Genomic DNA, 25,643 nt, shown 5'->3' with positions numbered 1-25,643 from the left:
CCCTGTCGCGGTGCCGACCGCGCCGGGCCGGGCAGGGACCGGCTCCCCCTCAACACAGCCGTAATTGGTGAAGCGCAGGCCAGCGCTTCACCGTCGGCGGAACGCACGACGCTCCACGAAACGCCCCCACCTCGCCAAGCCGACCGCGCCGAGCCGGGCAAGGACCGGCTCCCCACCAACACAGCCGTATCCGGGAAAGCGCGTCCCAGCGCTTTCCCGTCGGCGAAACGCACGACGCTCCATGGAACGCACCCACCTCGAGCGGCCGACTGCGTGGAGCCGGGCAAGGACCGGCTCCCCACCAACACAGCCGTATCCGGTGAAGCGCGTGCCAGCGCTTCACCGTCGGCGGAACGCACGACGCTCCACGGAACGCCCCCACCTCGCTGAGCCGACCGCGCCGGGCCGGGCAGGGACCGGCCCGGAATCGAACTCAGAACCAGTCGGATTCCCGGACGGCCTTCATGGCGGCGCGGCGGTCGTCCTGGGAGAGGCGGTCGAGGTAGAGGCGTCCGTCGAGGTGGTCGCATTCGTGCTGGAGGGCCTGGGCCATGAGGCCGTCGCCTTCGAGGACGATCTCGTTGCCGTCGAGGTCGGTGCCGCGGACCTTCGCGTGCGGGTAGCGGATCGCGGGGTACCAGAGGTTCGGGACGGAGAGGCAGCCCTCGTCGACCGGTCGCGGGTCTCCGCTGAGCTCGATGATCTCGGGGTTGAGGATGTACCCGATGACGCCGTCGACGTTGTAGCTGAAGGCGCGGAGGTTGACACCGATCTGGGGGGCTGCGACGCCGGCGCGTCCGGGCGGTCTGACGCTGTCGACGAGGTCCTCAACGAGGCCGCGGACGCCGGCGTCGACCGTCTCGATGGTCGTGGACGGGGTCTTCAGCACCGGGTCCCCGAAGATGCGGATCTGGCGTTCGGTCATGTGGTGCGCTCCCTCAGGGCCTCCTCCGCGCTCAGGAGGGCGTTCTCGACGACTTCGCTCGCTGCGGGGTGCGGCCAGTACTGGCTGCGGGCGAGTCCGCGGATGCCGGTGCCGGCGCTGGCGGCCTGGACGAGCGGCTGAATGAGGATACTGGCCTGCGGCCCGATGATGTGCGCGCCGAGGAGGGCGCCGTCGATTCCGACGACCAGGAGGCAGGCGCTGGAGTCGTCCTCGAGCGCCCAGCCGAAGGCGGTGGAGCCGTACTCCTGGGTGACGGTGACGACGTCCAGGCCCTGGTCCCGCGCTTCGGCCGCGGTGAGCCCGAAGTGGGCGATCTGCGGGTGGGCGAAGATCGCGCCGGGCACCGGCGAGAGGGTGTTGGAGAGCAGCTCGCCCGGGTGCAGGAGGTTGTGCGCCACGAGGCGCGCCTCGTGGTTGGCGACGTGCTTGAGCTGCCAGCGGGACGACACGTCGCCGAGGGCGAAGAGGCCGGGCACGGGGCGTCCGCCGGAGAGGACGCGCTGCTCGGTGTCGACGCTGATCCGGCCGTCCTCGTGCAGATCGATCCCGACGGAGGCGGCGGCGACCGTGTCGCTGTTGGGGTCGCGGCCGAGGGCGACGAGGAGCAGGTCGGTCTCGACCGTCGTGCCGTCGCTGAGGGCGACGCGGAGCCCGTCAGGGCGGGCGTCGAGGCTCTCGGCGCTCACTCCGGTGAGCACCGTGTACCGCTCGGCGGCGATCCCGGTGAACCGGCGCGAGACGTCCTCGTCGAGGGCGCGGAGGAGGCGGTCGCCGCGGACGGCGACGGTCACGGCCGTGCCGAAGGAGGAGAAGACGTGGGCGAACTCGACGGCCACGGCGCCGCCGCCGAGGATCAGCATCCGCGCGGGGAGCTCGTCGAGCCGCATGACCGAGGACGAGTCCTGGATGCGGGGGTCCGGCTCGTACGCGGCGAGGAGCGGCCTGGGCCGCGAGCCGGCGGCCACGACCACCTGCGGAGCACTGATGCGGGCACCGCTGGCGCTGACGAGGACGTGCGGGCGGTCGCCGTCTCCGAGCGACTCGAAGCCGAAGCTCTCGCGGAGGACGGTCACGTTCGGGGAGCGCTGATCGCGGTACTCGAAACCGCCCTCGCTGATCGCGTCGATCCGGCCGAAGACCCGGTCGCGCACCTCGGCCCACTCGGGGCGGCGGAGGCGGGAGTGGACGCCGATCGGGGCGCCCTGGTCGACGTCGGTGACCACGTCGGCGACATGGACGAACATCTTGGTCGGGATGCAGCCGGCGTTGAGGCAGGTGCCGCCGAACCACTCGCCGTCGTCGAGGATCGCGACCCGCAGGCCGTCGAACTCCGGACCGACGATCGAGTTGCCGGAGCCGGCCCCGATGACGATCAGGTCGAAGGTGTCGGTGGACGCGTCGGGCCCGTCGGTGCGGTCCTGGTGCGCGGCGGACGCCGCCCCGGAGCCCCGGGGCTCAGACACGTCGGACCGGCATGCCCTCGACCACGAGCGCGGCGAGCAGGCGTGCGGCGTCCTTCGTGCCCTCGCGCAGCTGCTCCCACTTCACCACGGATCCGGCGGCGAGCACCGGGTCGTAGGGGATGCGGACGATGTCGCGGACGCGGGAGCGGAAGTGCGACTCGATCTCCTCCAGCTTCACCAGGCTCGTGCCCTGCGTCGCCGTGTTGAGCGCGACGACCGCGTTGCGCACCAGGGCGCCGTAGCCGTTCGCGTCCAGCCAGGTGAGGGTCTCGGAGGCCAGGCGGGCCTCGTCGACGCTGCCGCCCGAGACGATCACCACCGTGTCGGCGCGCTGCAGCGTGGGCCGCATCACCGAGTGCACGATGCCCGTGCCGCAGTCGGTGAGCATGATCGAGTAGAAGCGCTCGACCAGGTCGGCGACCACGTTGTAGTCGTCCTCGTCGAAGGCCTCGGAGAGCTGCGGGTCGGTGTCGGAGGCGAGGACGTCGAGGCGGGTCTCGTCGCGGGAGACCATCGTCGAGAACTCGGTGAACCCGGTCACGCCGGCCGCGCGGTTCACGACATCGCGGACGGTCGCCCGCGTCTGCTTGGGGACGCGCTCGGCCAGGGTGCCGCGGTCGGGGTTCGCGTCGACCGCGATGATGCGGTCCTCGCGCGCGTCGGCGAGGGCCATGCCCAGGAGCGTCGTGACCGTCGTCTTGCCGACGCCGCCCTTGCGGGTCATGACCGGGACGAAGCGGGTGCCGCCCTCGAACTGCCGGCCGATCCGCTCGTCCATCGCCTTCCACGCCTTCACCTTCGCGGAGTCGCCGAGGTTGACCGTGTGGAAGGTCAGGCCGTAGAGGAAGCGGTGCCAGCCGCCCGTGGGAGCGGGGCGGGTCTTGCGGTTGACCTCCAGGAGCCTGTCCGGGGTGAGCATCGACGCCGACTCGGGGACGGCGGCGCTCGGCGCGGACGGGGCGGGAGCGGCGCTCGAGGACTCGGCGCGGAGGCGGTCGCGGCGCGTGGGGACGGCGGGCTCTCCCGCGGACTCGGACGCCGCGGGCTTCTCGGCGGACTCCGCTCGGGCGGGGATCCCCGCCGAGACCGGTCCGTTCGCGCCGGACGGGTGAGCGGGAGCCGGTGCGGGGGTCGGAGCAGGACTCGGCTCCGGGGGCACGAGAGCGTGCGAGCGCGAGGGCGGCAGGCCGAGGCGGCCGACGTCGATCGCGTCCTCGTCCTCGACCGGAGCGGGGGCGGTGGAGCGGCGCCGCGGGCCGGGCGGGGTGATCCGCACGCCGTCGGGCAGGAGGGTCGGAGCGGTGTCGCTCGCTCGCGGGGAGTACTGACCCGATTCCCGAGCCGCGTCCATGGCGGTCCGCGGCGTGGGACCGGTGCCGGTGTCGGTGTCGGGCTGTTCGTCGTTGCGCTCATCCATGCGAACGAGCCTCCTTCCGCTCAGGACGAGTGTACCGGCGGGCCCGGATCGCGCCGGGCGGCTTGGTCGGAGCGCGCTCCGACTGCTAGTGCGGCCCGCTTCCGGAGGCGGCGCGGACGGCGCGTGCAGCGAACGGTTAGGTTCTGCCGCCCGGAGGAACGTAAAGTAGTCAGCCATGCATGTACTCAGCGTGAGCTCCCTCAAGGGCGGCGTCGGCAAGACCACGGTGACGCTCGGCCTTGCATCCGCGGCGTTCTCGAAGGGCCTGCGAACGCTGGTCGTCGACCTCGATCCCCAGTCCGACGTGTCGACCGGAATGGACATCAACGTCGCCGGCCACCTCAACATCGCCGACGTCCTGACGTCGCCGAAGGAGAAGATCGTCCGCTCGGCGATCGCCCCCTCCGGCTGGACCAAGGAGCACCACGGCACGATCGACGTGCTGATCGGCAGCCCCTCCGCGATCAACTTCGACGGGCCGCACCCCAGCATCCGCGACATCTGGAAGCTCGAGGAGGCCCTCGCTAGCGTCGAGGCCGACTACGACCTCGTGCTGATCGACTGCGCCCCCTCGCTCAACGCCCTGACCCGCACTGCCTGGGCCGCGAGCGACCGCGTCGCCGTCGTCACGGAGCCGGGCCTGTTCTCGGTGGCCGCCGCCGACCGGGCGCTCCGGGCGATCGAGGAGATCCGCCGCGGACTCAGCCCGCGCCTCCAGCCGCTGGGCATCATCGTCAACCGCGCCCGCGTCCAGTCGCTGGAGCACCAGTTCCGGATCAAGGAGCTGCGCGACATGTTCGGGCCGCTCGTCCTCAGCCCGCAGCTCCCGGAGCGCACCTCCCTCCAGCAGGCGCAGGGTGCGGCGAAGCCAGTCCACGTCTGGCCCGGGGAGAGCGCACAGGAGATGGCGCACAACTTCGACCTGCTGCTCGACCGCGTCATCCGCACCGGTCGCATCGGCGAGCAGGTCCCCGCCGCGACCTAGGGCGGGCAGGTCCGCCGGACTTCTCCGGCTCGAGGTCTCGGGACGCGGGCGATGCTCGGTGCCCGAGGAGCGCCAGGGACGGCGCCGGCGGACGCTCGGCGTCGGAGTTCAGCGCGGACTCTCGATGCGCGGGCGGAGCCCGTCGTCGGATCCGCAGGGCGGGACACGGACGGAGCCCGTCATCGGACCAGCAGGGTGAGCGGGCGTGATCGGCGGGGAGCTCGCGTCCGGCGGACGGTTCACGCGGGCGGGGCCCGCCATTCGACCAGCACGGTGAGACTCGGGTGGCGCCCGTTGCTCGCACAGCACGGCTGCAGGCGGGTCCGCTGCTGACCAGTTGAGCGCGCGGAGGAGACCCGGGAGTCCCCGGAGCAGCGGCCGCCCCGCGAGGGGTGGGCGGTCAGCCGACGCGGCGGGAGGCGCGGCGCTGGGCGAGCTCGTCGCCAGGGTCGACCGACTGGTGGTCGAGCTCGACGAGGCTCGACTCGACCTCGCGGAGGACCTTGCCGACGGCGATGCCGAAGACGCCCTGGCCGCGGCTGAGCAGGTCGATGACCTCGTCGTTCGAGGTGCAGAGGTAGACGCTCGCGCCGTCGCTCATCAGGGTCGTCTGCGCGAGGTCGTCGACCCCGGACTCGCGGAGCTGGTTGACCGCCGTGCGGATCTGCTGGAGCGAGATCCCGGTGTCGAGCAGGCGCTTGACCAGCTTCAGCACGAGGATGTCGCGGAAGCCGTAGAGGCGCTGCGTGCCGGAGCCGGACGCGCCGCGCACGGTGGGCTCGACGAGCTCGGTCCGCGCCCAGTAGTCGAGCTGACGGTAGGTGATCCCCGCGGCGCGCGCCGCGACGGCCCCGCGGTAGCCCGCGTCGGCGTCGAGCTCGGGCAGTCCGTCGGTGAACAGGACGAGGTCGCGCTGGCCGCTGACGTCGCGGCTGACTTCTCTCATCCCTGTGCCTCTCGGATCCGGACGCCGGATCCTCCGAACGCGCTCCCTACCGTACCGACCGGCGCAGGCCGAGTAAACGACATCGGCCTCGGCGCCGCGGCGTGTCGCACGGGCCGCCCGTCGGCCGGCGGCGCGGCCCTCACGAGCGGGCGATCCGCGAGAGGGCGCCGCGCACCATCGCCCCGCGGATCGTGCCCAGCTGGGTCGCGAGCCCCACCGCGTTCTCGGCAGCACCGGCGGAGCCGGACGCCTCTCCGCGGCGGGCGCTGGAGGCGACGACGCTCTCGATGAGCGACATCTCGCGCTCGACGGCGACGCGGAGCGGTCGGAGGTGACGGGGCTCGATACCCGATCGGCCGAGGTCGACGAGCGCCTTGAGCGTCGTCACGGCCTCGTCCCCGAACACGTCGCCGCCCCGCACGAGCCCGGCGGCGATGGCCTCCTGGACGAGAGCGGGCGTGGCACCGGACTCGGCCGCGAGGCCCTCGCGGGTCAAGCGCGTGGCGGGGCCGAGGAGCGAGGCGCTCGGACCCCCGACACCGGCCGGCAGGGCGGGCTCGCGTCCGGCGTCGATGTCGTCGAGGTACCCGCGGATGACCTTGAGGGGGAGGTAGTGGTCGCGCTGCAGCGCGAGGATCATCCGGAGCCGCTCGACGTCGGAGCCCGAGAACTTGCGGTAGCCGGAGTCGGTGCGGGCCGGCGAGACGAGCCCCTGCTCCTCGAGGAAGCGCAGCTTGGACGGGGTGACGTCCGGGAACTCAGTGGTCAGCCTGGCCAGCACCTGCCCGATGCTCAGCAGAGCGGCGGAGCCGGTGGGGAGGGCGCGCGCGGAGGAGCGGCCCACGGCTCACGCGTCCGGAGCGGCGACGAGGTCGGCGCGGGACGCGTAGAAGGTGAGTCGGAACTTGCCGACCTGCACCTCGGAGCCATCAGTGAGGATCGCGGACTCGATCCGGACCCCGTCGAAGTAGGTGCCGTTCAAGGAGCCGAGGTCGTGGACCTCGAACGCCGTGCCCCGGCGGACGAACTCGGCGTGCCGGCGTGAGACCGTGACGTCGTCGAGGAAGATGCCCGCGTCGGGGTGACGGCCGACCGTCGTGGAGTCGGTGTCGAGGAGGAAGCGGGCGCCGGTGTTCGGTCCGCGGCGCACGACCAGCAGCGCGGATCCCGAGGGCAGAGCGCCGACGGCCTCGGCCTCCTCGCGCGACGCGCGGTTGTCGAGAGCGGCGAGCTGGGCGCCGATGTCGTCGGTGAACGTCAGAGTCGTCTCCGTCGACGGCTCACCGGGAACGGAATTGTGCTGGGCGGATGATGCTCCACCGACGGGCTCGACCAAGACGTACCTCCTATCAGGTCAGCGTATCCGAATCGTGACCCTCGTCGGACCCCTGAGCACCTGTGCGGACCCCCAGGACGAGGTCCCGCGTCTGGACGGCGTAGACGATCCCGGCCCACCAGTAGAGGAACGCGCCCCACAGCGCGAAGGCCCAGGCGATGGGGAGCGAGGCGGGCGCGAGGGCAGGGAACGCCTGCCCCAGCATGATCAGCGGGAGCGCGTAGAAGAGGCAGAAGGTCGCGAATTTCCCCAGGTGGTGCACGGGAAGCGGTCCGTAGCCGTTGTTCGCCAGGACGACCGCCAGGACCACGAGCATCAGGTCGCGGGCGAGCAGCACGGCGACCAGCCACCAGGGCACCAGTCCGCGGGCCGCGAGGCCCAGGACGGTGGCGAAGATGTAGAGGCGGTCGGCGGCCGGATCGAGGACGCGGCCGAGGCGCGTCATCTGGTCGAAGCGGCGCGCGATCCAGCCGTCGAGGTAGTCGGTGAGGCTCGAGACGACGAGGGTCAGGAGCGCGAGCGCGTCCTCGCCGAGGACCACGAGCACGAGGAACACCGGCACCAGCGCGAGACGCACCATGCTGAGGACGTTCGGGACCGTCCAGATCCGGTCCTCACCGGTGCGCGCCATGCGCCCAGCCTAGGCGGGGCGCACGGCGGCGTGGTCAGCGCTTGTCGCGCCAGACCCGCTCGAACGGCAGGCGCCAGGCGTGCGGCGCGATCAGCTGGTGGATCGCGTTCGGCCCCCAGGAGCCGGGCGCGTAGAGACGGACGGGCGGCGGATCCTGCAGGAGCGGCGCGGAGACCTCCCAGAGCCGCTCGATGCCCTCCGCGGTGGTGAACAGCGTGTGGTCTCCGCGCATCGCGTCGAGGATCAGGCGCTCGTAGGCCTCGAGCGCGTCGCCCGCGCGGTCGGTCTCCTGGAGCGCGAACTGCATGCTCAGCTTGTCGAGCCGCATGCCGGGACCGGGGCGCTTCCCGTAGAACGAGAGCGAGACCTTCGAGGCGTCCGCCAGGTCGAAGGTGAGGTGGTCCGGGCCGTGGGCACCGACTCCGGAGCCCTGCGGGAACATGCTCTTCGGGGGCTCGCGGAACGCGATCGAGATGATGCGCTGACCCTCGGCCATCCGCTTGCCGGTGCGGAGGTAGAACGGCACTCCCGCCCAGCGCCAGTTGTCGATCTCGCACTTCAGGGCGACGAAGGTGTCGGTCTCGGAGTCGGCGGCGACGCCCGGCTCGTCGCGGTAGCCGATGTACTGGCCGCGCACCACGTTCTCGGGGTTGAGCGGACGCATCGAGCGGAAGACCTTGTTCTTCTCCTCGCTGATGGCCTGGGGCTCCAGCGCGGTCGGCGGCTCCATCGCCATGAACGCCAGCACCTGGAAGAGGTGGGTGACGACCATGTCCTTGTAGGCGCCGGTGGACTCGTAGAACTCGGCGCGGCGGTCGAGAGTCAGGCGCTCGGGGATGTCGATCTGGACGTGATCGATGAAGTTGCGGTTCCAGATCGGCTCGAAGAGGCCGTTGGCGAAGCGGAAGGCCAGGATGTTCTGCGCCGGCTCCTTGCCGAGGAAGTGGTCGATCCGGAAGATCTGCTCCTCGCTGAAGGTCTCGTGGAGCTCCGCGTTGAGGACGACCGCGCTCTCGAGGTCGACGCCGAACGGCTTCTCCATGATGATCCGCGAGCGCTCGACCAGCCCGGCCTCGGCGAGCATCCGCACGACGGAGAGCGCGGCCCTGGGCGGGACGCTGAGGTAGTGCAGCCGGCTCACGTCCGGGCCGAGGACCGCCTCGGCGTCGGTCACGGCGGCGGCCAGCGCGGCCGGGCCCGCGGACTGCGGGACGTAGCGGAGCTTGGACGCGAACTCGTCCCACTGCGCCGGCGTCAGGGAGCGGCTCCCGAACTCGTCGTAGGCCAGCTTCGCGAAGGCGCGGAACGAGGCGTCGTCGTGCTCCTCGAGCGAGGTGCCGACGATCTGCAGGTCCGGTGCGAGGGAGGAGAGCGCGAGGTGGGCCATCCCCGGGATGAGCTTGCGCCGGGCCAGGTCGCCGACGGCGCCGAACAGCACGACGACATGGGGTGCCGCCTGCTCGGTCTGGACGGCGGGAGCTGGGGGTGCGGTTGTCACGGTCACCCCTCGATCATTCCAGTTCGGATCGTGACGCAGGCGTCATGTGCTCGATACGCACCGCCGCTAAGGTCTCTCCCGTGCCTCCGTTCTCCGACGCGTCCGCCGCGACCGCAGCACCCGCCTCCGCCACCGCCCCCTCCTCCGCCGACGGGACGACCGCGCCTCCGCTCGACGAGAGGATCCGCGCCGACGTCCACCTGCTGGGCGAGCTGCTCGGCCAGGTGCTCCGCGAGTCGGGCGAGCCCTCCCTCTACGAGGACGTGGAGCGCCTGCGCGCGCTCACGATCAGCGCCTACGACAGCGGCGACGCGGCCGGGACCGCGGAGGCGGAGGAGTTCGTCGCCTCGCTCACGCTCGAGCGCGCCGAGGAGGTCGCCCGGGCGTTCACCTGCTACTTCCACCTCGTCAACGTGGCGGAGGAGTTCCACCGCGTCCGCGTGCTGCGCCGGCGCGAGGCCGACGCCGGCGCGCAGTCGCCCGAGGACTCGATCCTCGCCTCGATGCGCCGGCTGACCGGGGAGCTCGGGGAGGACGAGGCGTTCGCGCGCCTGTCCCGACTGGAGTTCCGCCCGGTCCTCACGGCACACCCGACCGAGGCGCGCCGCCGCGCAGTGGCCTCGACCATCCGCCGTATCAGCGACCTGCTCGAGCAGCGCGACGACCCGCGCATGGGCGGCGTCGTGCTGGTGGAGATCCGCCGCAAGCTGCTGGCCGAGGTCGACACGCTGTGGCGCACCGCTCCGCTGCGCGAGTCCAAGCCCACTCCCCTCGACGAGGTGCGCACCGCGATGAGCGTCTTCGACGAGTCGCTGTTCTCGGTGCTCCCCCGGGTCTACCGCCGCCTCGACGACGCCCTGCTCGGCGAGGGCTCGGGCACCCGGGCACCGGTCGCGCCGGCCTTCGTCCGCCTGGGCACCTGGATCGGCGGCGACCGCGACGGCAATCCCTTCGTCACCGCCGAGACGACCCTCGCTGCCGTGGACATCGCCTCCGAGCACGTCCTCATGGGCCTCGAGCGGGTCGCCCGCCGCGTGGGCCGCGCGCTGACCCTCGACGCGTCGACCACTCCCCCGTCGGCCGCCGTCGAGGCGCTCTGGGCCTCCTGCGTCGAGCGGGCTCCCGAGCTCGCCGCCGACATCGCCGAGCGCTCGCCCAACGAGGCGCACCGCCGCGTCCTGCTCTTCGCGGCCGAGCGCCTGGCGGCGACCCGCTCCGAGGGGCCGCTGGCCTACTCCGCCGCCGCCGAGCTGCTGGCCGAGCTGCGCACCCTCCAGGAGTCCCTGGTCGAGGCCGAGGACGTCCGCGCCGCCTACGGCGACCTCCAGGACTTCGTCTGGCAGCTCGAGACCTTCGGCTTCCACCTGGCCGAGATCGAGGTGCGCCAGCACTCGAAGGTGCACCGCGAGACGATCGCCGCGATCCGCGCCGGCGAGGAGCTCGACGAGCGCGGCCTCGAGGTCCTGTCGGTGTTCCGGGCGATCGCGAAGGTCCAGGAGCGCTTCGGCACCGACGCGGCGAGGCGGTACATCGTCTCCTTCACGCAGTCGGCCGACGACCTGCGGACGGTCTTCGAACTGGCCGAGGCGGCGACCGACGGCGTGCCGCCGATCATCGACGCGGTCCCGCTCTTCGAGACCTTCGCCGACCTCGACGCCTCGACCGACATCCTCGCCGAGATGATCCGACTCCCCCAGGTGCAGGCGCGCCTCGCGGCCACCGGCAACCGGCTCGAGGTGATGCTCGGCTACTCCGACTCGTCGAAGGACGTCGGACCGGTCTCGGCGACGCTCGCGCTCTACGACGCGCAGGCGCGCATCGCGCAGTGGGCGGCCGACGAGGGCATCGTGCTCACGCTGTTCCACGGTCGCGGCGGAGCGCTCGGCCGCGGCGGCGGGCCGGCCAACCGGGCCGTCCTCGCGCAGCCGCCCGGATCGGTGGACGGCCGCTTCAAGCTGACGGAGCAGGGCGAGGTCATCTTCGCCCGCTACGGCAACCCGGACATCGCCACCCGGCACATCGAGCAGGTGGCGGGAGCGACGCTGCTCGCCTCCTCCCCCGCGGTCGGCGAGCGCAACGCGGGCGCCGCGGAGCGCTTCGCCGAGGTGGCGGCGACGATGGACCGCGAGTCGCGCCGCCGCTTCTTCGAGCTCGTGAAGGCCGACGGCTTCGCGCCGTGGTTCGCCCGGGTCACCCCGCAGGAGGAGGTGGGCCTGCTCGCCCTCGGCTCGCGTCCGGCCCGCCGCGGCCTCTCCGTCGAGTCGCTCGAGGACCTGCGAGCGATCCCGTGGGTCTTCGCCTGGACCCAGGCCCGCGTCAACCTGACCGGCTGGTTCGGGCTGGGCAGCGCGCTCGAGGCCGTCGGCGACCTCGACCTGCTCCGCGAGGCCTACGCCTCCTGGCCGCTGTTCACGACGATGGTCGACAACGTCGAGATGTCGCTCGCGAAGACCGACGAGGGCATCGCCCGCCGCTACCTCGCCCTCGACTCCCGCGACGACCTCGCCGGACTCGTGCTCGACGAGATGGCGCTCACCCGCCGGTGGGTGCTCTCGATCACCGGCGAGGAGAGCCTGCTCACGGGCCACCGCGTGCTCGGCCGTGCCGTGCGCCTGCGCACCCCGTACGTCAACGCGCTCTCGCTCCTGCAGCTGCGCGCACTGAAGGCGCTCCGCACCGACCCGGGCGGATCCGGGACGGAGCAGAACCAGCGTCTGCTCCTGCTCGCGGTCAACGGAGTCGCGGCGGGTCTGCAGAACACCGGCTGATCCCGGCTCGGAACGACGGAACCCCCGGCGGCCTCACGGCTGCCGGGGGTTCTCGTGCGTCTGCGGGCGCCTCCCGCCTGCGGAGCGGGTCGAGGCGCCGGGCGGATCAAGCCTGCGGGGCGGCGCCGGCCTCCTGAGCGGCCTTCGCCTCCTCGTACTGGCGGCGCACCTCGACCATGTCGAGGCCGCGGACCTGCTCGATCAGGTTGTCGAGCGCGGGGGCGGGCAGGGCGCCGGGCTGAGCCATCAGCGGGATGCCGTCGCGGTACACCACGAGGGTGGGGATGGAGGAGATGCCGTAGCTCGCGGCGAGCTGCTGCTGGTCCTCCGTGTCGACCTTCGCGAAGGTGATGTCGGCGTTCTTCTCGCTCGTGGCCTCGAAGACCGGAGCGAACTGCTTGCACGGGCCGCACCAGTCGGCCCAGAAGTCGATGAGGACGATGCCGTCGGCGATCGTCTGGTCGTGGGAGTCGAGGGTCATCGCAGTCGTAGCCATGGGGGATGCAACCGGGTGCCCCCGCGGCCTATTCCCGGGCGGGATCGAGGAGGTCGAGCAGCGACCTCGGACCGACCACGGCGGCCCCGAGCGCCTCGACGCGGGCGGCCAGTCCACGGTCGGCCGTCACGACGACCGCGGTCTCGAGCGCGCCGACCAGCTCGACGATCGCGTCGTCGCCCGAGCCGTCGGCCGAGTGGACCGTGAGCCGCTCGGTGAGAGCGCCCGCCTCCGGGCGGGCGGCGCGCGCCAATCCCTCGAGCACCACGGCGATGCGCGGCCAGACCGTGTCGGCGTCGATCCCCAGGAGACGGCCGGGAACGCCTGCCTCCGCGAGGCGGGCCAGGGTGGCGAGGAGGCGCTCCGCGGCGCCGGCGCGGTCGCGCCACCAGCCGTCGGGGCGTGAGCCGACCACGTTGGCGGCGTCCACGACGAGCACCGGGATCGAGGAGCCGAGCGCGCGCAGGCCCGGCCAGGCCGCTCCGAAGCCCGGGTGCAGCGGCAGGGAGTCGACCTCGTCGGGGGCGACCCAGCGCAGCTCGGTGCTCTCGGCGTCGCTGATGCGGGGAGTGAAGTGCTCGCGGGACTCGGCGAGGACTGTGGAGTAGCTCCACGGTCCGATCACGACGACGCTGGAGAGCACGGGCCGGATCAGGTCGGCGGGGACGCCCGCCTCCTCCTCGGACTCCCGGAGGGCCGCCTCGAAGGCCGTCTCCTCGGGGTGACGGGCGCCGCCGGGCAGCCCCCAGGTGTCCCCGAAGTGGCTCCAGCTGACGCGGTGCTGGAGCAGGACGCGTCCCGACGGATCGCGCAGGAGGAGGCCGGCGGCGCCGAAGCGCCCCCAGAAGCGGCGTCCGTCGCCGATCTCGACCCAGCCGTCGCCGAGCGACGCGTCGAAGGGGTGGCGCGGGAGCACGGCGTCCGCGCCGGGGTCCTCGCTGGTCATGCCCTCCAGCCTCCCACACCGCGCCCGCCGCACCCGACCCCGACGGGCTGGCAGAATCGGACGATGCGCCGCTCGAGACCCCTCCGCCTCGCGACGCTCGCCTGGCTCGCGCTGATCGCACTGATCACGCTGACGCCCGCGCCCTACCCGGCCGGGGAGCCCAACGCGCTGATCCGCGGGATCATCGCCTTCCTCGCCTCCACGCCGCTCACCGGCTGGTTCGACTTCGACGCGGCGGAGTTCACCGCGAACGTGCTGCTCTTCGTGCCGCTCGGTGCGCTGATCGCCGCGCAGCTGCCGGCGGGGCGCCGCCTGTGGGCCGCCGCCATCGGGCTCGGGGTGTCGGCGGCCGTCGAGACCGCGCAGCTGCTGTGGCTGCCGACCCGCGTCTCCGACGTGCAGGACCTGGTCTCGAACGGCAGCGGCTCTCTGATCGGCGCCCTGCTGACGATCGCGCTGCTCCGCTTCTCCCCCCGCCGCCGCTCCCGGAAGGACCGCACCGCCCATGCCCGCTGAGACCCTCGTCGTCCTCGACCGACCCTCCCTCGACGCCGAGGCGCACTCGCCGGGAGGACCCGCGCACCGCATCGATCCGAGCGGGCGCGGCGATCTGGACGTCACCGACCTCGGCTTCACCCGCGGCGACGGCGTGTTCGAGACGATCAACCTCGTCGACGGACGGCTGCAGGCGCTCGACGCGCACCTGGACCGCTTCGAGCGCTCGGCCCGGATGCTCGACCTGCCCCGGCCGGACCGGGCCGCCTGGCTCGAGGCGATCGGAGCGGCGGTGGCCGCGCACCCGCCCGTCGACGAGGCGATGGTGAAGACGATCCTGACCCGCGGCGTCGAGGGCGGCGGGCGGCCCACCGGCGTCGTCTTCGTGCAGACCAGCCCGGACTTCGGCCCGGCCCGCCGCGACGGCGTGCGCGTGGTGCTCCTGGACCGCGGGCTGCGCTCCGACGTGCAGTCGACGTCCCCCTGGCTGCTCGCCGGCGCGAAGACGCTCTCGTACGCGGTGAACCGTGCGGCCGCGCGGGAGGCCGCCCGGCGCGGTGCCGACGACGCCCTGTTCGTGTCGAGCGACGGCTACCTGCTCGAGGGGCCGACCTCGAACCTCGTGCTGCTGGCGGGCGGGGAGCTCGTGACTCCTCCGCCGAGCCTCGGGCTGCTGCCCGGCACCACGCAGGCCGACCTGTTCGCGCTCGCGCCGGGCCTCGGCCTCGGGACGGCGGTGCGTCCGCTGCGCTCGGGCGATCTGGAGGCGGCGGACGCGGCGTGGCTGGTCTCGAGCGCACGCAACGCCGCTCCCGTCCGCGCCGTCGACGGGACCGACCGCCGTGTCGACGCCGACCTCTCGGCCCGGATCAACGCCGCGCTGCTCGCCCGCTGAGACTCCGATCCTCCCCCGTGGGACGCCCCGCGCCGAGCGCGGACGGCGTCCCGGAGGAGAGAGGGCTCAGGAGAGGCCGTCGACGTCCGCGGGGCCGCGGCTGATCAGTCCGCCGCGGACGTGCTCGACGGTGGGGTCGAGCTGGACCGGCTCGCGCTCGTCCGCCGCCTCGTCGTTGATCACGGCCGACACGATGCCGCGCCAGTCGGTGCCCTCGGCCACGGCGTCCTCGGAGCCGACGCGGCGCGTGACGAACACGGCCTCCGACTCCTCGCCCGCGTGCGAGATGACGGCGAGGACGCCGACGGTGCGACCGCCCGGGTGCTCGATCCGCCACTCCTCGTGCCCGGACGGCACGAGCGAGAACTCCAGGCCCGCGTGCGGGAAGCCGGTGGGGCGCAGCTCGGACGGGGATCCGCTCTGCGGAGGCGCGCCGCGGGTGGGGACCCCGGTGCCCTCGCCGCTCGTCGTGCTCATGCCGACGTCGCCGCGGGTTCCGCCGGCTCCGGAGCTGTCGTTCGCCGCGACCATGCGGTCGTCGCCGCTCCGCAGCGCGTCGTCCGCTCCGGTGTAGATGCTGTCGTCTCGGTTCATGGGAACCTCCTTGTCGGCGGCCAGTGTAGGACCGCGGGGTGGGTGGCGAGCGGGCGCCGTTCGTAGACTGGGGGGATGCAGATCCCGGTGACCGGTGCCGTGCGGGTGGACGCGTGGCTCTGGGCGGTGCGCATCTACAAGACGCGCTCCGCCGCGACGACCGCGGCTCGGGCCGGCCACATCCGCGTCAACGGCGAGCGGGCCAAGGCGGCGCAGACCGTGCGGGTCGGCGACGAGGTCCGCGCCCGGATCGGCGGCTTCGACCGGGAGCTGATCGTCCGCGGACTCGTGGTCAAGCGGGTCGGTGCGCCGGTGGCCGCCGAGTGCATGGAGGACCGGACACCTCCGCCGCCACCCCGGGAGTCCGCGCCGGGCGTGATCGTCCGTGACCGCGGAGCGGGCCGCCCGACGAAGCGCGACCGGCGCGACATCGAGCGCCTCCGCGGATTCTGACCGCGCGTCCCGGCAGCGGCCTCAGGGGGCGAGCGCGCGCAGGCGCTCCAGGAGTCCCTCCGCCGCCTCGTCGAGGAACCGCTGCTGCAGCTCGTCGCCGACCTGGACGAGGGCGATGTCGGTGAAGCCCGCCTCGATGTAGGGCACGAAGCTCTGGGCGAGCTCGTCGAGGTCGGGGCCGCAGGCGATCTGCTCGGCGACGTCCTCCGGGCGCACGAACTGGCTCGCTCCGGCGAAGCCGGCGGGGGTCGGCAGATCGGAGTTGACCGCCCAGCCGCCGGCGAACCAGCGGAACTGCTCGTGGGCCAGCGCCACTCCCTGCTCCTTGTCCGGCGCCCAGCAGATCGGGATCTGGCCGATCGTGCGCGAGGGGGCGGCGTCCGCACCGCGGACCGCGGTCCACTGCGAGATCAGCTCCGCGTCGGGCTCGGTCGTGATGAGGTGGTCGCCGATCGGCGCGAAGCGGGCGATCGACTTCTCCCCCGAGACCGCCAGGCCGATCTCGACCGGCTTGTCCGGCAGGTCCCAGATGCGGGCGGAGTCGACGCGGAAGTACTCGCCCTCCCAGGTCACCAGCTCGCCGGTGTGCAGCTCGCGGATGAGGTGGACGGCCTCCTGGAGCATGTCCTGGCGCACGGCGACCGAGGGCCAGCCCTCGCCGACGACGTGCTCGTTGAGGTTCTCGCCCGAGCCGAGGCCGAGCGTGAAGCGGTCGTCGGAGAGGATCGCGAGCGTCGCGGCCTTCTGCGCGACCACGGCCGGGTGGTAGCGGATGGTCGGCGCGGTGACGTAGGTCGTGAGGTCGATGGTCGACGTGGCCTGCGCGACCGCTCCGAGCATCGTCCAGGCGTAGGAGGCGTGCCCCTGCTCGGTCAGCCACGGCGAGTAGTGGTCGCTCGAGACCGCGAACTCGAAGCCGAGCCTCTCGGCGTCGACCGCGTAGCCCACCAGCTGCTTGGGTCCGCTCTGCTCGGTCATCAGGGTGTATCCGAATCGCACCATGGTCCGTCCTCGTTCCGCTCGTCGTGGGATGCCCGGGGGCACGTCCCATGGTGGGCGGGGCGCCGGATGCGCGCTAACCCCTTGCCCCGGTCGCGAGCGGCGGCTAGCGCGGTGTCAGACGAAGCGGATGCGGTTCTGCACGCGGGTGCGGACCTCGAACGACTCGCCGTACCCGCCGAGCCGCGGGTCGTCCGTGCCGGAGCGCAGCAGCTGCGGCAGCAGCGAGCGGCGGATGATGACGGCGCCCTGGTGCCTGCCGCGCTCGACCTGCTCGAACGGCTGCTCCAGCGCGTCGTCCGGCACGACCACGACGCTCGTCGAGAAGCGGACGCCCAGCTCGCGGCCGAGACGGCGCGCGGCCTTCGCGAGCGAGGCGATCGGCTTCTCGTCCTCGGCGATCCCGGGGCCCTCGAGCTCGCCCTTCCTCAGACGGACCGGGTCGCCCCAGTCGGCGGAGGTCAGCGCGAGCAGGCCGGCCGGCCCGAGCACGAGGTGGTCGATCTTGAGCCCGCCGTCGCCGACCGCGACGTCGTTCCAGATCGTGTAGGCGATGCCGAGCGCGCCGACGAGCGCGGCCGTCGCCTCCTCGGCCTGAGCCTTCGCGAGCCAGGAGCGGACCTCGCGAGGAGCGGAGCGGACGATCGCCGGGTCGAAGGGGTCCTCGGTCTCGACGCCGCGGCCGAGCCACTCGCGCACCAGGCGCAGGTAGTACTCGCGCGCCGCGCCTCCCGGGTGACCGTAGGAGCGGGCGCGCACGGCCGAGGCGGTCTGCGGGCGCGGCGAGCCGGTGTACGGCGACTGCGGGGAGGACCTCCCGGGGGCGGGAGCGCCTCGGTCGTAGTCGCCGCGGGCGGAGGCGCTGCCGATCCGCTCCCAGGCGAGCTGCACCGCGTGGAACGACGCGGCGTCGCCTCCCGTGTCCGGATGGGTCTCGCGGAGGCGGAGCCGGTACGCCCGGCGGAGCTCGTCGTCGGACGCGGTGGCGGCGACGCCCAGCACCTCGTAGGGGGTGCGGGCGGCGTGGCTGTCGGGCATGTGCTTCCGGGAGGGTCGGGGCGGGGGGGGTTCCGAGTGTATCGACGCCGGCCGGGCGCCCGGTGGGAGCGCGCACCGCGTCGGCTCGGAACGCGCCGAGCGCCCAGCGGGGGAACGGGCGCCCGGCGGGGGTCAGTGCGCGAGCAGCTCGCGCACCCGCGGGATGACCTGTGTGCCGTAGAGCTCGATGTTGCGCATGATCGCCGGGTGCGGCAGCGTCCCGGCGCTGTACTTGAGGTCGAAGCGGTCGATGCCCAGGGCCTCGACCGTTCGCGCGATCTTCCGGGCGACCGTCTCGGGCGAGCCGAGGTGGATGGCGCCGTCGGGGCCGGCCTCCTCCTCGAAGCGCTCGCGGGTCATCGGGGACCAGCCGCGCTCGCGGCCGATGGCGTCCATCATCGCCTTGTGGTGCGGGAAGTACAGCTCGCGCGCCTCCTCGTCGGTGTCGGCGACGAAGCCGGGCGAGTGCACGGCGACCGGGAGGCGGGGCTGCTCGAGCTGGTCGAGCGCGCGGCCGAAGAGGTCGACGTAGGGGCGGAAGCGGGCCGGCGAGCCGCCGATGATCGCCAGGACGAGCGGGAAGCCGTACCGGGCGGCGCGGACGACCGACTCGGGGCTGCCGCCGACGCCGATCCAGGTGCGGAGGGTGCCGTTGTCGAGGGTCGGGTAGACGCTCTGCTCGGTGAGCGCGGGGCGGGTCGTGCCCTGCCAGGTGACCGGGCCGCCCTGGATCAGGGCGTGGAAGAGGTCGAGCTTCTCCTCGAAGAGGACCTCGTACTGCGCGAGGTCGTAGCCGAAGAGCGGGAAGGACTCGGTGAAGGAGCCGCGGCCGAGGATGACCTCGGCCCGGCCGCCGGAGAGTCCGTCGAGGGTGGCGAAGCGCTGGTAGACGCGCACCGGGTCGTCGGAGGAGAGGACCGTCACGGCGGAGCCGAGGTGGATGCGCTCGGTGCGGGCCGCGATGGCGGCGAGCACGACGTCAGGGGCGCTCACGGCGAAGTCGGCGCGGTGGTGCTCGCCGATCCCGAAGAAGTCGATGCCGACCCGGTCGGCCAGGACTCCCTCCTCGACCACGTCGCGGAGGACCTGGCCGTGCGGCAGCGGGGCGCCGTCGGGGCCGGCGGTGACGTCGCCGAACGTGTCGACGCCGAACTTGACTTCATGCATACTCATGGACTTCTGCAACCTCCGGGGGTCGACGGCTATTCCTGCGGGCGGGGTCCGACGTCCCCGGGCGGGAGCGCGTCGGAAGAGACGATCCCCGCCTCGAGCGCCGGCTCGCGGTAGGCGCGCCCGAGCGAGGCGACCGTGTCGTGCGCGTTCAGGCCGCTCGGGTTCGGCAGCACCCAGAGCGGCGCGCCCGCCACGTCCTCCTCCTGCCTGCCCTGCACCGCCCTGCGGCGTCCGAACGCGATCCGGTAGGCGGTGATGCCGACGACCGCGACGGCCCGGGGACGCACCCGCTCCACGGTGGCGACCAGCCGCTGAGCACCCTCGCGCAGCTCCTCCGCGGTCAGCTCGTCGGCGCGGGCGGTCGCCCGGGAGGCGAGATTGGTGATGCCGACGCCGCGGGAGACGAGCTCCGCGCGGTCCGCAGCGCTCATCCCCTCGGACACGCGCGGCGCGCGCTCGAGGATCCCGGCCGCGACGAGCGCCGGGTAGAAGCGGTTGCCGGGGTGGGCGAAGTGCGCGCCGGTGGCGGCGGTCCACAGTCCCGGGTTGATGCCGACGAAGAGGAGCCGGACGTCGTCGCCCAGCAGGTCCTCGACGGTGCGGTCCTGGAACGCTGCGAGCTCGGCGCGGGTGAACGGCATGCGACCATCCTGCCGCGGCGCAAGTCCTCTCGGCTCGGGGTCGCCGGTGCCAGCATGGAGGCATGACGAACGCATCCCAGGACCACCCGATCCAGCACGGCAGCGACGACGCGCAGCTCGACGAGAAGCTGCGCGGCGTGCTGCTGCAGGTCGCCGGCGACGCCGAGCTGCGACCGGAGGAGGACGTCGAGACCCTGCTGCGCCAGCGCCTGCGCGACACGCGCATCTCGATCTCGGACGAGGCGATCCCGGGGCTCGCCAAGCGCATCCCCGGCCTCATGCAGCGCGGGGGCGGCGACGTGAACCCCGGGGCGCACTAGCTCCCAGGGACGGGCGCGGGCCGAGCGGCCGCTCGGACCCGCGCCGGCCCGCGCTACTCGGGGACTGCCGGGCCCTTGCGGTGGTGGTCGAACACCAGGCTCGTGCGCGTCGAGGCCACCGCCGGGTTCGCCGAGAGGTTCGAGACCACGAAGTCCCGCACGTCGCTGGAGTCGCGGACCGCGACGTGGATGATGAAGTCCTCCGAGCCGCCGAGGAAGAACACCTGCACCACCTCGGGCAGCGCGCGGATCTCCTCCGCGAAGCGCGTGATCGCCTGGCGCTGGCCGACGCGGATGCTGACGCTGATCAGCGCCTGCAGGGTCAGGCCGAGCGCCGCCGGGTCGAGCTCGGCGGTGAAGCCGGTGATGACGCCGCGCTCGACGAGGCCCCGGACGCGTGCGACGCAGGTCGACGGGGCGATGCCGGCGCGCTCGGCGAGCCGGCTGTTGGGCGTCCGCGCGTCGGCGCGGAGGAGGCGCACCAGGGTCCGGTCGACCGGATCCAGGTCGTCGAGGTCGTGCAGATCCTTCGGTGGCATGCGCCCGCTCCCTCACTCCGCCGACGAACCTTCGGCCCGTGCGGTGACTTCCGACCGATCCTGCGGAGTTCCCCCGCTCCGGGCACGATCTTCGCACGATGGGGGCAGAGCCGGTGCAGGATCGGCGCCCACCGCCCGCCCCGCGGGCCGCAGCGAAGGAGCCGCCGTGCGCGTCGGGATCCCCACCGAGATCAAGAACAACGAGAACCGGGTCGCCGCCACTCCGGCCGGCGTCCACGAGCTGGTGCGCCGCGGCCACGAGGTCCTCGTCGAGGCCGGCGCGGGCCTGGGCTCGCGCGTGTCGGACGACGACTTCCGCCGCGCCGGCGCCCTCGTCGTCGACGGGCCCGACGAGGTCTGGGGCGAGTCCGAGCTGGTCCTCAAGGTCAAGGAGCCGATCGAGGCCGAGTACCCGCGGATGCGCCGCGACCAGGTGCTCTTCACCTACCTCCACCTCGCCGCCTCCCGCCCGTGCACCGATGCGCTGCTCGCGGCGGGGACGACCTCCATCGCCTACGAGACGGTCCAGCTGGACGACCGGCGGCTGCCGCTGCTCTCGCCGATGAGCGAGGTCGCCGGGCGCCTGTCGATCACGGTCGGCGCCTACCACCTCATGAGCGCCGTCGGCGGACGGGGCACGCTGCTCGGCGGGGTCCCCGGCACTCCGAAGGCGAGGGTCGTCGTGATCGGCGGCGGCACGGCCGGCGAGCACGCCGCGGCGAACGCCCTCGGCATGGGAGCCGACGTCACGATCGTCGACCTCTCGCTCCCCCGCCTCGCGCAGCTCGAGAACCGCTTCCAGGGCGCGATCCAGACCCGCGCCTCCTCGGCCTACGAGATCGCCGCGCAGCTGGCCGACGCCGACCTCGTGATCGGATCCGTCCTCATCCCGGGCGCCAAGGCGCCCAAGCTGGTGACCGACGAGATGGTCGCCACGATGAAGCCGGGCTCGGTGCTGGTCGACATCGCGATCGACCAGGGCGGCTGCTTCGAGGGCTCGCGTCCGACCACGCACGACGACCCGGTGTTCCCCGTGCACCGGAGCGTCTACTACTGCGTCGCGAACATGCCTGGCGCCGTTCCCGAGACCTCGACCCGCGCGCTCACCAACGCGACGCTCCCCTACGCGCTCGCGCTGGCCGACCGCGGGTGGCGGGCCGCCCTGGCCGCCGACCCGGCGCTCGCCCGAGGCCTGAGCACCCACGACGGCCGGGTGACGAACGCCGCCGTCGCCGCGGCCTTCGACCTCCCGGCCGTGCCGGTGGAGTCGCTGCTGGGCTAGGCGCCCGCGGGGGCGAGGCCGAGCCCTCCGAGGATCTCGGCGATCTCCTCCTCCGGAGCGCCGCCCACGTCGACCGTGACGTGGAGCTCGTCGTCACCGAGGGGCTCGAGCGCCTCGAACTGCGAGTCGAGCAGCGTGGTCGGCATGAAGTGGCCGACCCGCGAGGCGAGCCGCCCGGCGATCCGGTCCCTCGATCCCGCGAGGTGCGCGAAGACGAGGTCGTCGCGGCGGAGGACGTCGCGGTAGCGGCGGCGCAGGGCCGAGCAGGTCACGACGACCGAGCCGCCCGCGGCGATCCGCTGGTCCACCACGCGGGCGATCTCGGCGAGCCAGGGCGCCCGGTCCTCGTCGGTCAGCGGGATGCCGGCGTGCATCTTGTCGACGTTCGCCTGCGGGTGCAGGTCGTCCCCCTCGAGGAACTCCCAGCCGAGTCGGCGCGCCAGGAGCGACGCGACGGTCGACTTGCCGCTGCCGGAGACGCCCATGACGACGACGGCGCGGACGGGGACGGTGGGAAGAGCGGTCATCAGATACCTCCTACGAAGAGACCGATCAGGAGGACCCCGGCGAGCCCGGTCACCGAGACCAGGCACTCCATCACGGTCCAGGTCTTGAGCGTCTGGCCGATGCTGAGCCCGAGGTACTCCTTCACCAGCCAGAACCCGGCGTCGTTGACGTGCGACAGGAACACCGAGCCGGCGCCGATCGCGAGCACCATGAGGGCGACCATCGGCCCGTCCATGGTCTCGGTCAGCGGCTGGAGGATCCCTGCGGCGGTCACGGTGGCGACGGTCGCGGAGCCGGTGGCGACGCGGATCACGACGGCCACGAGCCAGGCGAGCAGCAGCGCCGAGGCGCCGCTCCCCTCCGCGAGCTGGGCGACCACCCCGCCGATCCCGGTGTCGACGAGGACCTGCTTGAAACCGCCGCCCGCGCCGACGATGAGCAGGATGCCCGCGATCGGCGGCAGCGAGCTCGAGAGCGAGGCCTGCAGCTCGGTGCGGTTCATCCGGCCGCCGCGGCCGAGCAGGACCAGACCGGCCAGGAGCGCGATCCCCAGCGCGATGGTCGGCGTGCCGAGGAAGTCGAGGGCCCCCTTCCAGGCGTCCGTGGAGCCCGGGGCCGCGATGTCGGCGATCGCCTTGCCCAGCATCAGCACGACTGGCAGCAGGATGCTCGCGACGGCGGCGGCGAAGCCCGGGCGGTGCTCGCGCGTCTCGCCCGCGCCCTCGCCGAAGAGCGGCGGCGTCTCCACCGGCGCCCAGCGGGCGGCGACCCGGCCGAAGAGCGGGCCGGCGACGACGACGGTGGGGATCGCGACCAGGACGCCGAACGCGAGGGTCACGCCGAGGTTCGCGCCGAGCGCGTCGATCGCGACCAGCGGTCCGGGGTGGGGCGGGACGAGGCCGTGCATCACCGAGAGGCCGGCGAGCGTCGGGATCGCCACCTTCATCAGCGGCAGACCGCTCCGGCGGGCGACCAGGATCACGACCGGGATCAGCAGCACGAGCCCGACCTCGAAGAACATCGGCAGCCCGATCAGCGCGCCGACGAAGCCCATCATCCAGGGCAGCGCACGAGTGCTCGAGCGGGCGATGAGGGTGTCCACGATGCGGTCCGCGCCGCCCGAGTCGGCGAGGAGCTTGCCGTACATCGCGCCGAGGCCGATGAGGATGCCGACGCCGCCCATGGTGTTGCCGAACCCCAGCGCGAAGCTGGCGACCGCGTCCGCCGCCGCCAGCCCCGCGATCAGGCCCGTGGTCAGCGCTCCGATCAGCAGGGAGACGAAGGGGTGCAGCTTCAGCCAGGTGATCAGCACGACGATCACGGCGATGCCGACGACGGCGGCGAGGATCAGCTGCCCCTGCCCGGCGGTGGTGGCGGGGGCGTCCCCGGCGGCGGCGCGGAGGGCGAGGAGGAGGGTCGGTGTCATGAGCGTCCTTGGTCGAGCCGACGGCCAGCGGCCGGCTTTTGTCCGACATAACCTGCGTGTGTCCCGATCATGCCCGAAGATCGGCCGGGGCGCGACTCCGGCGATGGCAGGATGACCGCATGCCCGCGCCGACGCCCTCGCTGCACCACTCGGTGCTGGACGAGCTCGGTTCGCAGATCGTGCGCGGCGAGCTCGCGCCGGGCACCACCTTCAGCGCCGACGAGCGTGCGGAGCGGCGCGGGGTCTCCCGCTCGGTGATGCGGGAGGCGGTGCGCGTCCTCGAGACGCTCGGGCTCGTGACGTCCCGCCGCCGCGCGGGGACGCGGGTCCAGCCTCCGGAGTGCTGGAACGCCCTGGACACGCGGGTCGTCGCATGGGGACTGGACGGCCCGGACCGGCGGCGCCAGCTGCACCAGCTCAGCGAGCTCCGACTCGGGGTGGAGCCGCTCGCCGCCCGGCTCGCCGCGGCGAACGCGACCGAGGAGCAGCGGCGGGCGCTCACGGAGGCGGGCGACGCCCTCTCCACCCACTCCCGCGCAGCCGACCAGTCCGCCTACCTCGCCGCCGACACCGCCTTCCACCGCTCCCTCCTGGCCGCGTCCGGCAACCGGATGCTCGCGCAGCTGGGCGATCTGGTCGCCGAGGTCCTCGCCGGCCGCACCCGCAACGCGCTCATGCCGCGCGAGGCCGACTCCACCGCGGTGCGGCTGCACCGGGCGGTGGCCGCCGCCGTCGCCTCGGGCGACGCGGACGCTGCGGAGGCCGCGATGCGGGCGATCGTCGAGGAGTCGGACCGGGCGGTGCAGGAGAGCTGACGGGGTTGCACGCCCGCAGCGCCGCGCGCACAGTGGAGCGCATGGTCGAGGGATACACGTCCGCGCAGGTGCGGGCCGCCGAGGCTCCGCACCTGGCCCGGCGGGAGCCGCTGATGCAGCGCGCCGCCGACGGCCTCGCCCGCGAGCTGCGTCTCGTGCTCGCCGGGCGCTCCGACCGCTCCCGTCCGGGCTCGGTGCTCGTCCTGGTCGGTCCGGGCGACAACGGCGGTGACGCGCTCTACGCGGCCGCCGAGCTCTCCTCCGCCGGGACCGACGTCGTCCTCGTCCTCACGGCCGAGCGGGTGCACCGCCGGGGCCTCGCCGTGGCGCTCGACGAGGGCTGCGGGCAGGTGCCGGCCGACGACGCGCCCGGCCTCGCCGCGGCGGTGGCGCGGGCGGATGTCCTGGTCGACGGGATCCTCGGCATCGGAGCGACGGAGCCCGCGCTGCGGGGACGGCCGCGCGTCGTCGTCGAGGCGGTGCTCGACGCGCTGGAGCGGCGGGCCGAGCGCCCGGTGGTCGTCGCGGTCGACCTGCCGAGCGGCGTCCATCCCGACGACGGGTCGGTCCCCGATCCCACCGTGCTGCGCGCCGATGTGACGGTCGCCTTCGGCGCGATCAAGGCCGGTCTGCTGCTGCCTCCGGGCGACTCCTACGCGGGCCGTCTGCGCCTGGTCGACATCGGCCTCGGCCCGGACCTGGCCGGAGTGGAGCCCGCGGTCCGCGAGTGAGCGAGCGGCTCAGGAGGGAGCGAGGAGGTGCGCCTTCTCGGGGTGCTGCTCGAACCACTGCCCGACGTACCAGCACATCGGCACGACGCTCCGCCCGCCGGCGGCCTCGATGTCGTCGACGGCGAAGGAGACCAGCTCCCCGGCGAGCCCACGGCCGCGGAAGGGCGGGGTCGTGAAGGAGCGGACGAGGGAGACGCTGCCGGGCGCCTCGCGGTAGTCGAGGACGCCCACCAGGGCGCCGTCGAGGTGGAGCTCGTAGCGCGACGCGTCGTCCGCCCGGCGGAAGTCCTTGGCCATGCCTCC

Annotated in this window: 28 protein-coding genes; 9 read left to right on the top strand and 19 right to left on the bottom strand. The window is 73.3% G+C overall.

The window, feature by feature from the left end; translation table 11 throughout:
* Positions 1–433: 433 nt before the first annotated feature.
* Genes def through C5B92_RS09150 form a run of 3 tightly spaced genes read right to left on the bottom strand, consistent with a single transcriptional unit; the run spans position 434 to position 3,826 of the window.
* Entirely contained in the window at positions 434–925 is a 492-nt protein-coding gene (gene def, locus C5B92_RS09160; RefSeq protein WP_104225378.1) for a peptide deformylase, read from the bottom strand.
* On the bottom strand, positions 922–2,409 hold the full coding sequence (locus tag C5B92_RS09155; protein WP_104350313.1) for a mycothione reductase: 1,488 nt from the start codon (positions 2,407–2,409) through the stop codon (positions 922–924). The genes def and C5B92_RS09155 overlap by 4 nt, the downstream gene beginning before the upstream one ends.
* Positions 2,402–3,826, bottom strand: a complete 1,425-nt coding sequence (locus C5B92_RS09150; RefSeq protein ID WP_258061321.1) for a MinD/ParA family protein — start codon at positions 3,824–3,826, stop codon at positions 2,402–2,404. The genes C5B92_RS09155 and C5B92_RS09150 overlap by 8 nt, the downstream gene beginning before the upstream one ends.
* A 175-nt stretch (positions 3,827–4,001) precedes the next feature.
* Here C5B92_RS09150 and C5B92_RS09145 point away from each other — a divergent pair, with 175 nt between their 5' ends.
* Complete coding sequence (locus C5B92_RS09145; protein WP_104222576.1) at positions 4,002–4,811, top strand: ParA family protein; 810 nt, start codon at positions 4,002–4,004, stop codon at positions 4,809–4,811.
* Positions 4,812–5,211: 400 nt separating this feature from the next.
* On the opposite strand, the gene C5B92_RS09140 is transcribed toward C5B92_RS09145, so the two are convergent.
* The 5 genes from C5B92_RS09140 to zwf form a co-directional block, all read right to left on the bottom strand.
* A complete protein-coding gene (locus tag C5B92_RS09140; protein ID WP_104222575.1) occupies positions 5,212–5,757 on the bottom strand; it encodes a MerR family transcriptional regulator in 546 nt (181 codons plus the stop codon).
* Between the two features lie 139 nt (positions 5,758–5,896).
* Positions 5,897–6,601, bottom strand: coding sequence for a MerR family transcriptional regulator (locus tag C5B92_RS09135; protein ID WP_104255486.1), 705 nt, complete (start codon positions 6,599–6,601; stop codon positions 5,897–5,899).
* Between the two features lie 3 nt (positions 6,602–6,604).
* Positions 6,605–7,093: an FHA domain-containing protein gene (locus C5B92_RS09130; protein WP_104222573.1), complete on the bottom strand. Its 489-nt coding sequence runs from the start codon at positions 7,091–7,093 to the stop codon at positions 6,605–6,607.
* Positions 7,094–7,106: 13 nt separating this feature from the next.
* Entirely contained in the window at positions 7,107–7,724 is a 618-nt protein-coding gene (locus tag C5B92_RS09125) for a CDP-alcohol phosphatidyltransferase family protein (protein WP_104222572.1), read from the bottom strand.
* A 34-nt stretch (positions 7,725–7,758) separates the two neighbouring features.
* The gene (gene zwf, locus C5B92_RS09120) at positions 7,759–9,222 is read right to left on the bottom strand and encodes a glucose-6-phosphate dehydrogenase (RefSeq protein ID WP_104225448.1); all 1,464 of its coding nucleotides are present in this window, start codon (positions 9,220–9,222) and stop codon (positions 7,759–7,761) included.
* A gap of 80 nt (positions 9,223–9,302) precedes the next feature.
* On the opposite strand from zwf, the gene C5B92_RS09115 reads away from it, so the two are divergent.
* Positions 9,303–11,990 carry a phosphoenolpyruvate carboxylase gene (locus C5B92_RS09115; RefSeq protein WP_374952926.1) on the top strand — a complete coding sequence of 896 codons (2,688 nt, stop codon included), beginning with the start codon at positions 9,303–9,305 and terminating at the stop codon, positions 11,988–11,990.
* 106 nt (positions 11,991–12,096) lie between these two features.
* On the opposite strand, the gene trxA is transcribed toward C5B92_RS09115, so the two are convergent.
* Positions 12,097–12,486: a thioredoxin gene (gene trxA / locus C5B92_RS09110; protein ID WP_104225382.1), complete on the bottom strand. Its 390-nt coding sequence runs from the start codon at positions 12,484–12,486 to the stop codon at positions 12,097–12,099.
* A gap of 28 nt (positions 12,487–12,514) precedes the next feature.
* Positions 12,515–13,432 carry an NUDIX hydrolase gene (locus C5B92_RS09105; protein ID WP_104255484.1) on the bottom strand — a complete coding sequence of 306 codons (918 nt, stop codon included), beginning with the start codon at positions 13,430–13,432 and terminating at the stop codon, positions 12,515–12,517.
* A gap of 63 nt (positions 13,433–13,495) precedes the next feature.
* Between C5B92_RS09105 and C5B92_RS09100 the strand changes: the two genes are divergently transcribed.
* Both C5B92_RS09100 and C5B92_RS09095 read left to right on the top strand, forming a co-directional pair.
* Complete coding sequence (locus C5B92_RS09100; protein WP_104255483.1) at positions 13,496–13,948, top strand: VanZ family protein; 453 nt, start codon at positions 13,496–13,498, stop codon at positions 13,946–13,948.
* A complete protein-coding gene (locus C5B92_RS09095) occupies positions 13,938–14,822 on the top strand; it encodes an aminotransferase class IV (RefSeq protein WP_104255482.1) in 885 nt (294 codons plus the stop codon). Before C5B92_RS09100 ends, C5B92_RS09095 begins: the two co-directional genes overlap by 11 nt.
* A 66-nt stretch (positions 14,823–14,888) precedes the next feature.
* Here the strand turns inward: C5B92_RS09095 and C5B92_RS09090 are convergent, their stop codons facing one another.
* Positions 14,889–15,416 carry a hypothetical protein gene (locus tag C5B92_RS09090; RefSeq protein WP_104233360.1) on the bottom strand — a complete coding sequence of 176 codons (528 nt, stop codon included), beginning with the start codon at positions 15,414–15,416 and terminating at the stop codon, positions 14,889–14,891.
* A gap of 75 nt (positions 15,417–15,491) precedes the next feature.
* Here C5B92_RS09090 and C5B92_RS09085 point away from each other — a divergent pair, with 75 nt between their 5' ends.
* Entirely contained in the window at positions 15,492–15,869 is a 378-nt protein-coding gene (locus C5B92_RS09085; protein WP_181027140.1) for an RNA-binding S4 domain-containing protein, read from the top strand.
* A 21-nt stretch (positions 15,870–15,890) separates the two neighbouring features.
* On the opposite strand, the gene C5B92_RS09080 is transcribed toward C5B92_RS09085, so the two are convergent.
* The 4 genes from C5B92_RS09080 to C5B92_RS09065 form a co-directional block, all read right to left on the bottom strand.
* Positions 15,891–16,871 carry a TIGR03557 family F420-dependent LLM class oxidoreductase gene (locus C5B92_RS09080; RefSeq protein WP_104350312.1) on the bottom strand — a complete coding sequence of 327 codons (981 nt, stop codon included), beginning with the start codon at positions 16,869–16,871 and terminating at the stop codon, positions 15,891–15,893.
* Between the two features lie 114 nt (positions 16,872–16,985).
* Positions 16,986–17,906, bottom strand: coding sequence for a J domain-containing protein (locus C5B92_RS09075; protein ID WP_104255480.1), 921 nt, complete (start codon positions 17,904–17,906; stop codon positions 16,986–16,988).
* Between the two features lie 132 nt (positions 17,907–18,038).
* Complete coding sequence (locus tag C5B92_RS09070; RefSeq protein WP_104225389.1) at positions 18,039–19,073, bottom strand: LLM class flavin-dependent oxidoreductase; 1,035 nt, start codon at positions 19,071–19,073, stop codon at positions 18,039–18,041.
* 35 nt (positions 19,074–19,108) lie between these two features.
* A complete protein-coding gene (locus C5B92_RS09065; RefSeq protein WP_104255479.1) occupies positions 19,109–19,720 on the bottom strand; it encodes a mismatch-specific DNA-glycosylase in 612 nt (203 codons plus the stop codon).
* Positions 19,721–19,782: 62 nt separating this feature from the next.
* Here C5B92_RS09065 and C5B92_RS09060 point away from each other — a divergent pair, with 62 nt between their 5' ends.
* Positions 19,783–20,040 (top strand): hypothetical protein, encoded by a 258-nt coding sequence (locus C5B92_RS09060; RefSeq protein WP_104222561.1) that lies wholly within the window; start codon positions 19,783–19,785, stop codon positions 20,038–20,040.
* A 53-nt stretch (positions 20,041–20,093) separates the two neighbouring features.
* Here the strand turns inward: C5B92_RS09060 and C5B92_RS09055 are convergent, their stop codons facing one another.
* Positions 20,094–20,579, bottom strand: coding sequence for an Lrp/AsnC family transcriptional regulator (locus C5B92_RS09055; RefSeq protein WP_104222560.1), 486 nt, complete (start codon positions 20,577–20,579; stop codon positions 20,094–20,096).
* Positions 20,580–20,745: 166 nt separating this feature from the next.
* Between C5B92_RS09055 and ald the strand changes: the two genes are divergently transcribed.
* Positions 20,746–21,861 (top strand): alanine dehydrogenase, encoded by a 1,116-nt coding sequence (gene ald, locus C5B92_RS09050; protein WP_104274092.1) that lies wholly within the window; start codon positions 20,746–20,748, stop codon positions 21,859–21,861.
* Here ald and C5B92_RS09045 read toward each other — a convergent pair.
* Together C5B92_RS09045 and C5B92_RS09040 are read right to left on the bottom strand one after the other, a co-directional pair.
* Positions 21,858–22,388 (bottom strand): gluconokinase, encoded by a 531-nt coding sequence (locus C5B92_RS09045; RefSeq protein WP_104225392.1) that lies wholly within the window; start codon positions 22,386–22,388, stop codon positions 21,858–21,860. The genes ald and C5B92_RS09045 overlap by 4 nt on opposite strands.
* The gene (locus C5B92_RS09040; protein ID WP_104274091.1) at positions 22,388–23,794 is read right to left on the bottom strand and encodes a GntP family permease; all 1,407 of its coding nucleotides are present in this window, start codon (positions 23,792–23,794) and stop codon (positions 22,388–22,390) included. The genes C5B92_RS09045 and C5B92_RS09040 overlap by 1 nt, the downstream gene beginning before the upstream one ends.
* Before the next feature lie 119 nt (positions 23,795–23,913).
* On the opposite strand from C5B92_RS09040, the gene C5B92_RS09035 reads away from it, so the two are divergent.
* Complete coding sequence (locus tag C5B92_RS09035) at positions 23,914–24,609, top strand: FadR/GntR family transcriptional regulator (RefSeq protein ID WP_104225394.1); 696 nt, start codon at positions 23,914–23,916, stop codon at positions 24,607–24,609.
* Positions 24,610–24,650: 41 nt separating this feature from the next.
* Entirely contained in the window at positions 24,651–25,340 is a 690-nt protein-coding gene (locus C5B92_RS09030; protein ID WP_104350311.1) for an NAD(P)H-hydrate epimerase, read from the top strand.
* A gap of 9 nt (positions 25,341–25,349) precedes the next feature.
* Here the strand turns inward: C5B92_RS09030 and C5B92_RS09025 are convergent, their stop codons facing one another.
* Positions 25,350–25,637, bottom strand: a complete 288-nt coding sequence (locus C5B92_RS09025) for a GNAT family N-acetyltransferase (RefSeq protein WP_104222554.1) — start codon at positions 25,635–25,637, stop codon at positions 25,350–25,352.
* Between the last annotated feature and the right edge of the window lie 6 nt (positions 25,638–25,643).

It is taken from the genome of Rathayibacter sp. AY1A4 (genome assembly GCF_002930955.1).
GTDB lineage: Bacteria > Actinomycetota > Actinomycetes > Actinomycetales > Microbacteriaceae > Rathayibacter.
Note: the sequence above shows the minus strand (reverse complement) of the source record. Positions and strands in the feature narration are given on the sequence as shown.

Bases quoted from the DNA above. Each gene is read 5' to 3' on its own strand.
- C5B92_RS09150 (WP_258061321.1), bottom strand. From the start codon at position 3,826: ATGGATGAGCGCAACGACGAACAGCCCGACACCGACACCGGCACCGGT.
- C5B92_RS09035 (WP_104225394.1), top strand. From the start codon at position 23,914: ATGCCCGCGCCGACGCCCTCGCTGCACCACTCGGTGCTGGACGAGCTC.
- C5B92_RS09080 (WP_104350312.1), bottom strand. From the start codon at position 16,871: ATGGTGCGATTCGGATACACCCTGATGACCGAGCAGAGCGGACCCAAG.
- C5B92_RS09105 (WP_104255484.1), bottom strand. From the start codon at position 13,432: ATGACCAGCGAGGACCCCGGCGCGGACGCCGTGCTCCCGCGCCACCCC.
- C5B92_RS09075 (WP_104255480.1), bottom strand. From the start codon at position 17,906: ATGCCCGACAGCCACGCCGCCCGCACCCCCTACGAGGTGCTGGGCGTC.
- C5B92_RS09055 (WP_104222560.1), bottom strand. From the start codon at position 20,579: ATGCCACCGAAGGATCTGCACGACCTCGACGACCTGGATCCGGTCGAC.
- C5B92_RS09030 (WP_104350311.1), top strand. From the start codon at position 24,651: ATGGTCGAGGGATACACGTCCGCGCAGGTGCGGGCCGCCGAGGCTCCG.
- C5B92_RS09040 (WP_104274091.1), bottom strand. From the start codon at position 23,794: ATGACACCGACCCTCCTCCTCGCCCTCCGCGCCGCCGCCGGGGACGCC.
- C5B92_RS09070 (WP_104225389.1), bottom strand. From the start codon at position 19,073: ATGCATGAAGTCAAGTTCGGCGTCGACACGTTCGGCGACGTCACCGCC.
- C5B92_RS09065 (WP_104255479.1), bottom strand. From the start codon at position 19,720: ATGCCGTTCACCCGCGCCGAGCTCGCAGCGTTCCAGGACCGCACCGTC.
- C5B92_RS09095 (WP_104255482.1), top strand. From the start codon at position 13,938: ATGCCCGCTGAGACCCTCGTCGTCCTCGACCGACCCTCCCTCGACGCC.
- C5B92_RS09025 (WP_104222554.1), bottom strand. From the start codon at position 25,637: ATGGCCAAGGACTTCCGCCGGGCGGACGACGCGTCGCGCTACGAGCTC.
- C5B92_RS09145 (WP_104222576.1), top strand. From the start codon at position 4,002: ATGCATGTACTCAGCGTGAGCTCCCTCAAGGGCGGCGTCGGCAAGACC.
- C5B92_RS09125 (WP_104222572.1), bottom strand. From the start codon at position 7,724: ATGGCGCGCACCGGTGAGGACCGGATCTGGACGGTCCCGAACGTCCTC.
- C5B92_RS09085 (WP_181027140.1), top strand. From the start codon at position 15,492: ATGCAGATCCCGGTGACCGGTGCCGTGCGGGTGGACGCGTGGCTCTGG.
- C5B92_RS09100 (WP_104255483.1), top strand. From the start codon at position 13,496: ATGCGCCGCTCGAGACCCCTCCGCCTCGCGACGCTCGCCTGGCTCGCG.
- C5B92_RS09140 (WP_104222575.1), bottom strand. From the start codon at position 5,757: ATGAGAGAAGTCAGCCGCGACGTCAGCGGCCAGCGCGACCTCGTCCTG.
- def (WP_104225378.1), bottom strand. From the start codon at position 925: ATGACCGAACGCCAGATCCGCATCTTCGGGGACCCGGTGCTGAAGACC.
- trxA (WP_104225382.1), bottom strand. From the start codon at position 12,486: ATGGCTACGACTGCGATGACCCTCGACTCCCACGACCAGACGATCGCC.
- C5B92_RS09060 (WP_104222561.1), top strand. From the start codon at position 19,783: ATGACGAACGCATCCCAGGACCACCCGATCCAGCACGGCAGCGACGAC.
- C5B92_RS09090 (WP_104233360.1), bottom strand. From the start codon at position 15,416: ATGAACCGAGACGACAGCATCTACACCGGAGCGGACGACGCGCTGCGG.
- C5B92_RS09045 (WP_104225392.1), bottom strand. From the start codon at position 22,388: ATGACCGCTCTTCCCACCGTCCCCGTCCGCGCCGTCGTCGTCATGGGC.